This is a genomic window from Streptomyces malaysiense, from assembly GCF_000980885.2.
Lineage (GTDB): Bacteria > Actinomycetota > Actinomycetes > Streptomycetales > Streptomycetaceae > Streptomyces > Streptomyces malaysiense.
This window is the reverse complement of sequence record NZ_LBDA02000025.1, coordinates 42094-55054: the sequence shown is the minus strand read 5'-3', so window position 1 is coordinate 55054 and position 12961 is coordinate 42094. Positions and strand designations below refer to the sequence as shown.

8 protein-coding genes and 1 pseudogene are annotated in these 12961 nt (G+C 70.0%); 6 read left to right on the top strand and 3 right to left on the bottom strand.

Annotation, left to right across the window (positions count from 1 at the left end; genetic code table 11):
• The first annotated feature begins 69 nt into the window (after positions 1 to 69).
• The 5 genes and pseudogenes from mrdA to VT52_RS36880 all read left to right on the top strand — a co-directional run.
• Positions 70 to 2322, top strand: a complete 2253-nt coding sequence (gene mrdA, locus VT52_RS12195) for a penicillin-binding protein 2 (protein ID WP_046421718.1) — start codon at positions 70 to 72, stop codon at positions 2320 to 2322.
• A complete protein-coding gene (gene rodA, locus VT52_RS12190) occupies positions 2319 to 3515 on the top strand; it encodes a rod shape-determining protein RodA (RefSeq protein WP_046421719.1) in 1197 nt (398 codons plus the stop codon). The genes mrdA and rodA overlap by 4 nt, the downstream gene beginning before the upstream one ends.
• A 92-nt stretch (positions 3516 to 3607) precedes the next feature.
• A complete protein-coding gene (locus VT52_RS12185) occupies positions 3608 to 5107 on the top strand; it encodes a CYTH and CHAD domain-containing protein (protein ID WP_046421721.1) in 1500 nt (499 codons plus the stop codon).
• 70 nt (positions 5108 to 5177) lie between these two features.
• Positions 5178 to 7139 (top strand): TIGR03960 family B12-binding radical SAM protein, encoded by a 1962-nt coding sequence (locus tag VT52_RS12180; RefSeq protein WP_046421722.1) that lies wholly within the window; start codon positions 5178 to 5180, stop codon positions 7137 to 7139.
• Positions 7140 to 7456: 317 nt separating this feature from the next.
• Positions 7457 to 7544 (top strand): annotated as a pseudogene (locus VT52_RS36880) (IS5/IS1182 family transposase); the annotation flags it as partial.
• 183 nt (positions 7545 to 7727) lie between these two features.
• Here VT52_RS36880 and VT52_RS12170 read toward each other — a convergent pair.
• From VT52_RS12170 to VT52_RS12160, 3 genes are all read right to left on the bottom strand, one after another.
• Positions 7728 to 8453, bottom strand: coding sequence for a hypothetical protein (locus tag VT52_RS12170; protein WP_046421725.1), 726 nt, complete (start codon positions 8451 to 8453; stop codon positions 7728 to 7730).
• 435 nt (positions 8454 to 8888) lie between these two features.
• A complete protein-coding gene (locus VT52_RS12165) occupies positions 8889 to 10397 on the bottom strand; it encodes an FAD-binding oxidoreductase (protein ID WP_046421726.1) in 1509 nt (502 codons plus the stop codon).
• Positions 10398 to 10862: 465 nt separating this feature from the next.
• A complete protein-coding gene (locus VT52_RS12160; RefSeq protein WP_240509726.1) occupies positions 10863 to 11729 on the bottom strand; it encodes a YhjD/YihY/BrkB family envelope integrity protein in 867 nt (288 codons plus the stop codon).
• A gap of 273 nt (positions 11730 to 12002) precedes the next feature.
• Here VT52_RS12160 and VT52_RS12155 point away from each other — a divergent pair, with 273 nt between their 5' ends.
• Positions 12003 to 12779 (top strand): TIGR03936 family radical SAM-associated protein, encoded by a 777-nt coding sequence (locus VT52_RS12155; protein ID WP_046421729.1) that lies wholly within the window; start codon positions 12003 to 12005, stop codon positions 12777 to 12779.
• Positions 12780 to 12961 lie beyond the last annotated feature (182 nt).

Genomic DNA, 12961 nt, shown 5'->3' with positions numbered 1-12961 from the left:
GCGCGGTCCGGTCGCACACACGCGCTGCGCGTCCGGACGTCCGTGCGCTGAGAGGGGGAGCAGCCCGCAGTGACCAACATCCCCGAGACCGGCCGGACCCCACGGGTCCAGATCCGGCTCGTCGTGATCCAGATCCTCGTCCTCTCGCTGCTCGGCACGCTCGGCGGCCGGCTGTGGTACCTCCAGATCCGGGAGGGCGCGCAGTACCAGAAGGAGGCGTCGGGCAACCACGTCCAGCAGGTCGTCCAGCCCGCCGTGCGCGGCGAGATCCTGGACGCCCGCGGCGTACCCCTCGCGGACAACGAGACCCGCCTGGTGGTCTCCGCCTCCCGCACCGACCTGCTCAAGCAGAAGGACGACGGCAAGGCGGTCCTGACCAAGCTGGCCGGGGTCCTCGGCCTGTCGACCGAGGACGTCCTGCAGAAGGTCCGCCTCTGCGACGCCAAGACCCCCCAACCCTGCTGGAACGGATCGCCCTACCAGCCGATCCCGATCACCGACAAGGCCACCGCCCGCCAGGCCCTGCAGATCCGCGAGCGCTCCGAGGACTTCCCCGGCATCACCGCCGAGCCCGAGGCCGTGCGCCGCTACCCGGGCCCCGGCAAGTCCAACACCGCGCAGGTCCTCGGCTACCTCTCGCCGGTCACCGACGACGAGATCCAGAAGGCCAAGGACACCAGCTCGCCCTATCTGCGCTCGGACATGGTCGGCCGCTCGGGCCTGGAGCGGGAGTACGACAAGGAGCTGCGCGGCAAGGCCGGCGTGACCCGCTACGAGGTGGACAATCTCGGCCGGGTCATCGGCAAGGCCAAGTCGGACGCCGCCGAGCCCGGTTCGAACCTGGTCACCAGCATCGACTCCCGCGTCCAGCGCGTCGCGGAGTACGAACTGGACAAGGCGATGAAGACCGCCCGCCAGCAGTTCGACTCCATCACCGGCGAGAACTACAAGGCCGACTCCGGCGCCGTCGTGGTCATGGAGGCCAAGACCGGCCGCATCGTCGCCATGGCCTCCGCGCCCACGTACGACCCGAACGCCTGGGTGGGCGGCATCTCCGCCAAGGACTACCAGGCCCTCACCGGCAAGAACTCCGACTACCCGCTGCTCAACCGGGCCATACAGGGTCAGGCCGCACCCGGCTCGACCTTCAAGGTGGTCTCCACGGCCGCCGCCGTCCAGGCCGGCTACCCATGGGACGGCGGCTACCCGTGCACCAGCGACTACCGGGTGGGCAGCCAGGTCTTCAAGAACTTCGAGGGCGAGAACTTCGGTGACATCTCGCTGGGCCGCGCCCTGGAGGTCTCCTGCGACACCGTGTTCTACGGCCTCGCCGACAAGGAGTGGAAGAGGGACGGCGGCATCAACCCGAAGAAGGGCCAGCCGAAGGACTACTTCTTCAAGACCGCCCACCAGTTCGGCCTCGGCAAGCCGACCGGCGTCGACCTGCCCAACGAGGTCGGCGGCCGCGTCCCGGACCGTCAGTGGAAGCTCGACTACTGGAAGGCCAACAAGGACTCCTGGTGCAAGACCGGCAAGAAGGACGGCACCTACGTCGAGAAGATCGCCTACGAGAACTGCCTCGAAGGCGACAAGATGCGCGAGGGTGACGAGATCAACTACTCCATCGGCCAGGGCGACACCCTCGTCACGCCGATCCAGGAGGCGATGATCTACGGCGCCGTCGCCAACGGCGGCACCGAGTACGTCCCGACCATCGGCAAGGCGATCATCAGCCCCGACGGCAAGACCGTCCAGGAGATCAAGCCCCAGGTGCAGCGCAAGCTGCCGGTCACCCAGGCCACCCTCAAGGGCATGAACGACGCCTTCGCGGGCGTCATCACCCGGGGTACGGCCGCCTGGAAGTTCAGCGGCTGGCCGCAGGACAAGATCCCACTGCACGGCAAGACCGGTACGGCGGAGGTCTACGGCAAGCAGACCACCTCCTGGATGGCCACCTACTCCAAGGACTACACGGTGATCATGACGATCGCCCAGGCCGGTACGGGTTCCGGCGCCTCCGGTGAGGCCGTGCGCAACATCTACAGCGCGCTCTACGGCGTCCAGGGCGACGGCTCCGTCGACAACAGCAAGGCGCTGCTGCCCCACCCCCAGCAGTCCCTGCCGAAGGTCCGCGCGGACGGTACCATCGCCGCGCCCGCGGTCCCCAAGGACCCGGCGAAGGACACCGAGGCCGCCCAGAAGAGCAACCCGAGCAACGGCAGCGACCAGCAGCCCGCCGGTACCGCACCCCCCACCAATGGCAACAGCAACACCCGAAGGCGCCCGCGCCGGAAGCGGGGAAGCCGGAGGATGCCCTCATGACCGGCGCGAACAGCTTCTCCGTCTCCGGGTACGGACCCGCGCGGGCCGGCTGGACGAGGATCTTCGCCCGCGACTCGCTGGCGCGGCGCCTGGACTGGCCGATACTCCTGTCCGCGATGGCACTGTCGCTGATCGGCTCCATGCTGGTCTTCTCGGCGACCCGCAACCGCACCGAGATCAACCAGGGAGACCCCTACTTCTTCCTGGAACGCCATCTGATCAACCTGGGCATCGGGTTCGCCCTGATGCTCGCCACCCTCTGGCTGGGCCACCGCGCCCTGCGCAACGCGGTGCCGGTCCTCTACGGCGCCTCGGTCCTGCTCGCCCTGGTGGTACTCACCCCGCTCGGCGCCACCATCAACGGCCAGCGCAACTGGATCGTGGTCGGCGGCTTCTCCATCCAGCCCGCCGAGTTCCTCAAGATCGCGATCATCCTCGGCATGGCCATGCTGCTGGCCGCGCGGGTGGACGCGGGCGACAAGCCGTTCCCGGACCACCGCACGGTGGCCCAGTCCCTGGGACTCGCGGCCGTGCCCTGCATGATCCTGCTGCTGATGCCGGACCTCGGCTCGGTGCTGGCGATGGTGGCCATCATCCTCGGCGTGCTGCTCGCCTCCGGCGCCTCCAACCGCTGGGTGTTCGGGCTGCTCGCCACCGGTGTGGTCGGCTGTATCGCCATCTGGCAGCTGCACATCCTGGACCAGTACCAGATCAACCGCTTCGCGGCCTTCGCCAACCCGGACCTGGACCCGGCCGGCGTCGGCTACAACACCAACCAGGCCCGCATCGCCATCGGCTCCGGCGGACTGACCGGCGCCGGGCTCTTCCACGGCTCGCAGACCACCGGCCAGTTCGTGCCCGAACAGCAGACCGACTTCGTGTTCACGGTCGCGGGCGAGGAACTGGGCTTCCTGGGCGCCGGACTCATCATCTTCCTGATCGGCGTCATCCTGTGGCGCGCCTGCCGGATCGCCCGCGACTCGACCGAGCTGTACGGCACCATCGTGGCCGCGGGAATCGTGGCCTGGTTCGCCTTCCAGTCGTTCGAGAACATCGGCATGACCCTCGGCATCATGCCGGTCACCGGTCTGCCGCTGCCCTTCGTGTCATACGGCGGATCATCGATGTTCGCGGTGTGGATAGCCGTGGGACTGCTCCAGTCGATCAAGGTGCAGCGGCCGATGTCGGCCTGACACCGGGCACCGTGACGCGGGGCGGGGTCATTCCCGCCCCGCACCGCGATCGCCCCCTGCCGCACCGGCCCGCCGCGCACTAGATTCGGTCCATGGCGGAGACGAAACGCGAGATCGAGCGCAAGTACGAATCCGATGACAGCGGTCTGCCCGACCTGACCGGCATCGGCGGGGTGGCCGCCGTACTCGACAAGGGCCTGGTCGAGCTGGACGCCACCTACTACGACACCGCCGACCAGCGCCTCGCCGCCGCCTCCCTCACCCTGCGCCGCCGCACCGGCGGCTCCGACGCCGGCTGGCATCTCAAGCTCCCGGTCGCCCCCGGAATCCGCGACGAGATCCGGGCCCCCCTCTCCGACACCCTCCCCGCGGAACTCGCCGCCCTGGTCCGCTCCCGGGTCCGGGAGGCGGAACTGGTCCCCCTGGTCCGGCTGCGCTCCGCCCGGGACGTGCGCCATCTGACGGACGCGGACGGCACCCTGCTGGCCGAGGCGAGCGCGGACACGGTACGGGCCGAACGGCTCACCGGCGCGGGCGGGACCGCCCAGTGGACCGAGATCGAGGTGGAACTGGCCGACGGGGGAGACCCGGCCTTCCTCGACCACGTGGACACCTGCCTGGCCGGAGCGGGCGTACGGCCGTCCGCCTCGCCCTCCAAACTCGCCCGCGCCCTCGAACTCACCGGCGGCCCGCTCCGCACGTCCCCCGCGCGCGCCGAGCCGGTCACCGCGGGCGACCACGTCCTCGCCTACCTCCGCGCCCAGCGGGACGCCCTGGTCGCCCTCGACCCCGCCGTCCGCCTCGGCACCCCCGACACCGTGCACCGGATGCGGGTCGCCACCCGCCGCGCCCGCAGCGCCCTGCGCACCTTCCGCGCCGTCCTCGACCGCGCCGCCACCGAGCCCGTCGCCGCCGAGCTGAAGTGGCTCGCGGGCGAGCTGGGCGTCGACCGCGACCAGGAGGTACTCGCCGAGCGGCTGACCACCGCCCTCGACGCCCTCCCGGCCACCCTGGCCACCGGGCCGGTCCACGAACGCCTCACGTCCTGGGCACGGGCCCGCGGCGCCGGCGCCCCCGCCCACCTCGCCGGCGTCCTGGACTCCCCCCGCCACCTCGCCCTGCTGAACACCCTGGACGCCCTGCTCGCGGACCCACCGCTGCGCGAGGCGGCCGGGCGCAAACCGGGGAAGGCGCTCGGCGAGGCCGTGCACAAGGACCTCGCGAAGCTCACCGCCCGCGTCGAGCGGGCGCTGGACCTGCCGCCCGGCACGGAGCGCGACCTCGCCCTGCACGAGGCCCGCAAGAAGGCCAAGCGGACCCGGTACGCCGCCGAGGCCGCGACCCCCGCGCTCGGCGCCCCCGCCCGCCGGCTCACCGCCGCCATGAAGTCCCTCACCACCCTGCTCGGTGACCACCAGGACAGCGTCATGGCCCGGCGCACCCTGCGCGAGCTGGCCGCGGTGGCCCATGCGGCGGGGGAGAGCGCGTTCCCCTACGGGGTGCTGTACGGCAGGGAGGAGGCGCGGGCGGCGGTAGCGGAGGCCGAGCTGCCCGCGCGGTGGCGCGGGGTCGCGGACCGCTCGTTCGGCTGACCGTTCGGAGGAGGGCCGCGGGCGGGTTACGCTGGATGGTCACCCCTGTCAGCTCATGAAGGTTCGCGAGATGCCTGTCGAGTCGGTTTTCCCGCAGCTCGAAGCTCTGCTCCCGCACGTGCAGAAGCCGATCCAGTACGTAGGCGGAGAACTCAACTCCACCGTCAAGGACTGGGACGAGTGCGACGTCCGCTGGGCGCTCATGTACCCGGACGCCTACGAGGTCGGTCTGCCCAACCAGGGCGTCATGATCCTCTACGAGGTGCTCAACGAGCAGGACGGCGTCCTCGCCGAGCGCACGTACAGCGTGTGGCCGGACCTGGAGGCGCTGATGCGCGAGCACCGCGTCCCGCAGTTCACGGTGGACGCCCACCGGCCGGTGAAGGCGTTCGACGTGTTCGGCCTCAGCTTCTCCACGGAGCTGGGCTACACGAACATGCTCACCGCCCTCGACCTTGCCGCAATCCCGCTGGAGTCCAAGGACCGCACCGAGGACGACCCGATCGTCCTGGCCGGCGGCCACGCGGCGTTCAACCCGGAGCCGATCGCCGACTTCATCGACGCGGCGATCATCGGTGACGGCGAGCAGGCCGTGCTGGACATGACCCGGATCATCCGGGAGTGGAAGGCCGAGGGCCGCCCCGGCGGCCGCGAGGAGGTCCTCTTCCGGCTGGCGAGGACGGGCTCGGTGTACATCCCGGCGTTCTACGACGTCGAGTACCTCCCCGACGGCCGGATCGGCCGCGTCGTGCCGAACAGGTCGGGCGTGCCGTGGCGGGTCTCCAAGCACACCGTCATGGACCTGGACGAGTGGCCCTACCCCAAGCAGCCCCTCGTGCCGCTGGCCGAGACCGTCCACGAGCGCATGTCGGTGGAGATCTTCCGCGGCTGCACCCGCGGCTGCCGCTTCTGCCAGGCGGGCATGATCACCCGCCCGGTGCGCGAGCGCTCGATCACGGGCATCGGCGACATGGTGGAGCGCGGCCTGAACGCCACGGGCTTCGAGGAGGTCGGCCTCCTCTCCCTGTCCTCCGCGGACCACTCGGAGATCGGCGACATCGCCAAGGGCCTCGCGGACCGCTACACGGACGACAAGATCGGCCTGTCGCTGCCCTCCACCCGCGTGGACGCCTTCAACGTCGACCTGGCCAACGAGCTGACCCGCAACGGCCGCCGTTCCGGTCTGACCTTCGCCCCCGAGGGCGGCTCCGAGCGTATGCGCAAGGTCATCAACAAGATGGTCTCGGAGGAGGACCTGATCCGTACGGTCGCCACCGCCTACGGCAACGGCTGGCGCCAGGTGAAGCTGTACTTCATGTGCGGCCTGCCCACGGAGACCGACGAGGACGTGCTCCAGATCGCCGACATGGCGACCCACGTCATCCAGAAGGGCCGCGAGGTGTCGGGGGCCAACGACATCCGCTGCACCGTCTCGATCGGCGGCTTCGTCCCCAAGCCCCACACCCCCTTCCAGTGGGCCCCGCAGCTCTCGGCGGAGGAGACGGACGCACGCCTGGCGAAGCTGCGCGACAAGATCCGCGGCGACAAGAAGTACGGCCGTTCCATCGGCTTCCGCTACCACGACGGCAAGCCCGGCATCGTGGAGGGCCTGCTGTCCCGCGGCGACCGCCGTATCGGCGACGTCATCCGCGCCGTCTACGAGGACGGCGGCCGCTTCGACGGCTGGCGCGAGCACTTCTCCTACGACCGCTGGATGGCCTGCGCCGACAAGGCCCTCGCCGCCCACGGCGTCGATGTCGACTGGTACACCACCCGCGAGCGCACCTACGAGGAGGTCCTTCCCTGGGACCACCTCGACTCCGGCCTGGACAAGGACTGGCTCTGGGAGGACTGGCAGGACGCCCTCGACGAGACCGAGGTCGAGGACTGCCGCTGGACCCCGTGCTTCGACTGCGGCGTCTGCCCGCAGATGGACACGGCCATACAAATCGGCCCGACCGGCAAGAAGTTGCTTCCTCTGACGGTCAAGAACGCTGGTCCGGCGCCCGCTTCGAGTGGTCACGCGCACTGACGTGAGCGAGGCGCTCGATCGGGTGATGGAGGCGCTGGCGGGGGTGAGCGAGGGGGATGTGACGGCTGCGCTGGCTGCGGTCGGCACTTCGGTCCCTCGCCCGTCGGCGCCGCCCGTGCCCTCTCGGACGCCGTTGCCGGGCCCTGGAAGTGCCCCGTACATCGTTTCCGAGGTGGAGTGGGTCTGAGCGGCCTGTCAGTCCAGCTGGAGCGATTTGTGCGACTGGGTTCAAGGCGGCTGCGTCCCCTCAGCGCGCGCGGCTCGGGTGCCGGCCGGCCGCGCCTCTGTCTCCGCCACGCGCCAGCCTGGCTGACGCGCGGCACGGCGTGAACGTGCAGGTGGTCACCGATCCCGGCGGCCGGCTGCTGTGGCTCTCGCCCGCCCTGCCGGGCCGCACCCACGACCTGGGGACAGCGGAGCCTCCGGTCCTTGCGAACGGCTCGTCTTGGTCGACTGCCGGTTCTACCGGGGCTCCGCTCCTCACGTACGGCGAACCGCCGCCTACAACCCCTGGACGACCCCGCCAGGCCCATGGCTTCACGGTACTGGTCCGGAGTCCGGGAGCGGGTCGCCTCCCTGAGCGCCTGGTCAGGCGGTCTTCATCGTCTGCTCCAGCGACGCGAGGATGTGTTCCGCGAGCTTCTTCCCGGAGACGGCGCCGTTGTCGTGGTTGGAGAGCACGGTGATGACTGCGGTTCCCTTACGGACGGCGATCAGCGTGGCGCCGTTCTCGTACACGTTGCTGGACTCGGTCATGGCGTAGGCATCGTCGCCGAGACCGGTTATGGTGCGGCTCGAGACCTTGAAGGCAGCGTGTTCTCTGACGTCGTTGAACGTCGCGCACATGGCCCCGATGGTCCGTAGGCGCTTCATCACCGTCGCCGCGGTGGTGCCACGGAAGACGTCGATCTCCTGGTCCATCTCCGAGTGCTCGGCCGAGTAGCCGTTCTGCGCGAACGACACCCCCGTGATGTTCGTCATGGAGATCCAGGCGGTGCCTTCCAGGCTCGTGCAGTCGGGCTTCCCCAGGCTCTTGACGTCCTGCGACTGGTACGTGGTGCCGGTGTCCACAGAGGACTGGGACGTGAGGGAGAGCCCGGCCGGGAAGAACGATGCGGGCGCCAGGGCCTTCTTCAACTGGGTCCCCGTCAGCAGTTTGGCGCTCGGGGCCTTGGGCTTGGCGGCGTGCGACGAGCCACTGCCGGATCCGTTGGATCCGTTGGATCCGTTGGATCCGGCGGAGCAGGCGGCGAGGGCCAGCGGGAGGACCGCGGCGGCGAGCATCTTGGTGGCGGCACGGGGCGAGAAACGCATCGGAGTCCTTCAGGGGTCACTGGGGCGGAGCAATGCGCCTGCGGCCGTCCGGCATGTACAGCGGCGCATGTACGGAACCTGTCGCAGGGCAGGTTGTGGCCAGTCGATCACCGGCCGCGGCTGACCTTATGGGTTCGCACGGAGCGCGCGGTCTGGGTCGCCATATTGAAATCAACTCAAAACGCCTGACAATTGGGGAATTTTTGCCGTGTCATGGGCAATTCTTGTGGCGGGTGGAGGTTGTGGTTTTCCCGGTGCGGGCGAGCCGGCAGCCCCGCCGCGCCCCCCCCGCGTCCACGGGGCCCGGCCACGGATGAGGCCGCGGTGGGCGGGCGCCGTGGTCCCTGGGTTCCGGCGATTGCGCGGTGAACGCTCAGGGCGGGTAGGTATGACCGAGCCCCCTCCCGGTCGGGGAGGGGGCTCGGTCGTACCAGGTCAGCAGGACGCGGGCGGGATGCTCTGGTCGTACTGGAAGATGTTGTGCGGGTCGTACTTGGCCTTGAGCCTGCGCAGCCGGTCGAAGTTGGATTCCCAGTAGGCGGTCTCCCAGTCCTGCAGGCTGACGTTCGGCACGTTGACGTAGGCGCCGTTGACATAGGGGCGCAGTGCCTGGCTGAACTCCGCGATCCAGGCCTGGGCGCGTGGAGTGAGCGGGTCGCAGATGCCCGGCTGGTCGCTGCGCGTGCCCCAGCCGGCGCCGGGCTCGGCGTAGAAGAGCGCGTCGCGGTGCGGGAAGGCCGTGCCGCCGTGGGGGTTCCTCCGGACGTTCCCGCCGAACGCCTGGACGAAGTAGTTGCTGTCGTCCGTGGGGGCGTCCTTGACGAACGCGGAGACGATGTCGATCGCCTCGCCCGGGAACGGCTTCTTCGCGAACTGGGAGTAGAACTTCCAGTTCGCGGGCTCGTTCTCGATCGGGATCTGGAACCCCGCGTAGATGTCGCCCCAGTTGCCCACCTGCGTCGTGACCTGGGGGCTGCCGATCGACAGGATCGGGGCCAGCAGTCTCCTCGTCTCCGTGGGTGTCCCCTCCGGGAGGACCGCGAACAGCAGGAGCTGGTTCCGGTGGGCTTCGAGCTGGGTGCCGAGTCGGGCGTCGGTGTACGGCGTGGTGCGCTGGTAGGCCTCGAAGATCCTGCGCAGGTCGCCGGTTCCGTCCCATGTGGCCTGCAGATACGTGACGCTCTTGAGCGGGGCCAGTTTGTACGTGAGCGAGGTGACGATGCCGAAGTTGCCGTTACCCGCTCCGCGCAGCGCCCAGAGCAGGTCCGAGTTGTGGTTCAGGTCGGCCTTGACGACCTTCGCGCACTCATCGCCCTCCGCGACGACGATCTCGGCGCCGATGAGGCTGTCGCAGGCCATGCCGAGCCAGCGGGTGAGGAAGCCGAAGCCGCCGCCGAGTGTCGCCCCGGACAGGCCTACGCTGCCCTCGGTGCCCGTCGTCACCGCGAAGTTCCGCTTCGCGAGTGTGGTCACCGCTTCCAGCTGGTTGAGTCCGGCGCCGACGGTCGCGACGCGGGCGGCGGCGTCGATGCGGACCGACTTCAGTTCGCTGATGTCGATCACGATGCCGCTGTCGACGTTCGACCAGCCCTCCAGGGCGTGGCGGCCGCTGCGGATCCGTACCGCGACGTCGTTCTGCCGCGCCCACGTGAGGGCGTTGACCACGTCCTGGGTGTTCTGCGCGAAGACGATGACCAGTGGGTAGTGCGAGAAGAGCTGGTCCCAGCCGAGGCGCGCGTCCGTGTACCCGGAGTCCTCGGGGCGGACGATGCGGCCGGTCAGCTTTGCCGGCGGGCATTTCCCTCCCTGCCCTCCGCTCCCCGGGGCGTCTGTCACGGCGCTCGCGGCGGGGGCGGCGGCAGCGGCGGCACCCGGCACGACGACGGCGCCGGCACCGGCGGCCGCCGAGGTCTTGAGCAGCCGGCGACGGGAAAAGTCGTTCATGGTCCGTTTCCTTTCGACCACCAGCCGACGCGAATCGGCCTTTTATGGGTTATTTCGGCGAGCGGACGCTATCAAGGGTGGCCGGGGAGGGCCGACGTGACACGCTCCCGGCCACGGTCGAGGCGCGTGATGGCGTAGTTTTCCGTGCCGCGCGCGGGCGGCTTCGAGGCGGTGAATTCGGGGCGATCCGCCTCTCGGGAAAGCGGTCGCGAAAGGGGGCGCAAAAGCGGCTTCGAGGGAAGGTGTATATCGCCGTCGCCGGTGCCGAGAGCGTCATCGGACTCGATGTCCGGACCGCCGCTGAACTGGATCTTCCCGCTCTGGTGAGCGGTGAACCGAGGCTCGCGGAATCGCGGGTGCCCGCATTCTGTTCGGATGTTCGGTGCGGTCTGCCGGGATATTTCCGTCGATGCCCCTATGGGTCGGCGAATTGTCGGTGGGCGGTCCTTGTCTCCGTGGCCGAGATCAATGGTCGGGCGGGTTGTCGGAGCGATGGCGGCTCACCTGGCGGCGGACCGAGTGCCAACGGGAGCGGGTCTGGGAGACGACCTCGTTCCATTGGCGGCGGACCTCGTCGTCGGGGGTGCGTTCGCCGCGGGAGATGCGGGTCAGTTCGTCGCGGATCTCGCGGCCCATCACGGAGGCGCCGACGATGCAGAGCATGACCGCGAAGAGGGCGGAGATCATCGCGAAGACGGCGCCGACGACGCCGTAGCGCTGGGCGGAGGCGTTGAAGAGGTGGGGGAGGTAGAGGGTCGCGCCCACGGAGTAGGCCGCGATGGCCACCGCGCCGGTGATGCCGAAGGGGATCAGGTCGCGCCAGGCGACGCGGCGGGCGGAAAGCATGACGCCGGTCCAGACCAGGAAGGCCGCGGTCACCGGCATCTCGGCCGCCACGCTGATCAGTTGCGCCCGGCCGTCGCTCGGCAGGGTGTGGATCAGGGCGCTGATCGCCATGTAGAAGGCGCCGGAGAGCAGCCAGCCCAGGCCGTTGCGGGTGTTGCGCACGCTGAGCGGCCGGAGCTCCCAGGTCTGCTCGAACAGGCGTTGCAGGGCCCGGGTGAAGCTCAGTGCCGAGACCGCGAGGAACAGCACGCCGAGGACGCTGACGTTCACCTGTTGCTGCTCGGGGGCGAAGAGCGCGTCGACCGCCGCGGCACCCTCGCCCGTCAGGCCGTACCGCGTGATCAGCTGCCGTGCGACGTCGTACGAACCGACGCTGGTCAGCACCGCCGCGCCCAGGATCGCCAGCGGCACCAGCGCGGTCAGGGCGCTGGAGGCGAGGGCCATGGAGCGGTCGAAGCCCGCGATCCGCTGGAAGCGGCCCAGCACGCGCAGCGTGAACGCAGGACGCAGCCAGAAGGTGAGGGTCCTGAGCAGGCGCCGGCCGCGGTTCTCCGCCGTCGTACCCTCCGGGGAATCGTTCAGAAGGGGGCAAAGTCAGCAGAAGGGAGGGTAGCCGTCCGTGCCCGCTTCGTTCCCGGTCGACACGGCGGGAACCCGGGAGCGCTGCGGCACGTACTCTTGAGAGGAGTACGACCGCTCTCACGAAGGACTAGGACACTGGGCAAGCGACAGCCCGAAGGCCCGCCGCCCGCACCCGCGGTGCAGCGCATCCGACTGCGCTACACCAAGCGCGGCCGCCTGAGGTTCACCAGCCACCGAGACTTCCAGCGCGCCTTCGAGCGTGCGCTGCGCCGTGCCGACGTGCCCATGGCCTACTCGGCCGGATTCACGCCGCACCCCAAGGTGTCGTATGCCAATGCCGCACCCACCGGCACCGGCAGTGAGGCGGAGTACCTGGAGATCGCGCTCACCGCGTCGCGCGACCCCGAGACACTGCGCGTCCTCCTCGACGAGTCGCTGCCCGCCGGGCTCGACATCGTCGACGCGGTCGAGGCGCACACCTCGGGCCTCGCCGACCGGCTGACGGCCTCCGTCTGGGAGCTCAGGCTCACCGGAGTCGATCCGGCCGACGCCGAGCGCGCGGTCGAGGCCTTCAACGGGGCCGAGTCCGTCGAGGTGCAGCGCATGGCCAAGAACGGTGTGCGCACCTTCGACGCCCGCTCGGCCGTGGCGAGCCTTCAGGCGTACGGCGCACCGGCTGATGGGCCGACCGACCAGCCCTGTGCGATACTGCGGCTGGTTGTTCGGCACGTGACGCCTGCCGTACGACCCGACGACGTCCTGTCCGGTCTCCGCGCCGTGGCCGACCTGGCGCCGCCGGTCCCCGCAGCGGTGACCAGGCTGGCGCAGGGGCTGTTCGATGAAGAGACCGGAACGGTGACCGACCCGCTCGCGCCCGACCGCGAGGCAGCCACGGCCCGAACGGCCGTACCGGCTGCCGCCGCGACGGCGCCGGCGCCGGAAGGTCCCGCGTAGGACGGACGTCGTAGCGCCGCCCTGGTACTCGGGAGCCACCTGGGTCGGGCAGCGCACCGACCAGAAGACTTTCGCCAGGCCGTACCGACAAGGTGTACGGAACCGGCGAGACAGGACACAGAGTGCTCCCGTGCGGCGCCCGCGCCCCGGACGGCGGCCATCGCGCATCGCGTGGCCGCGGA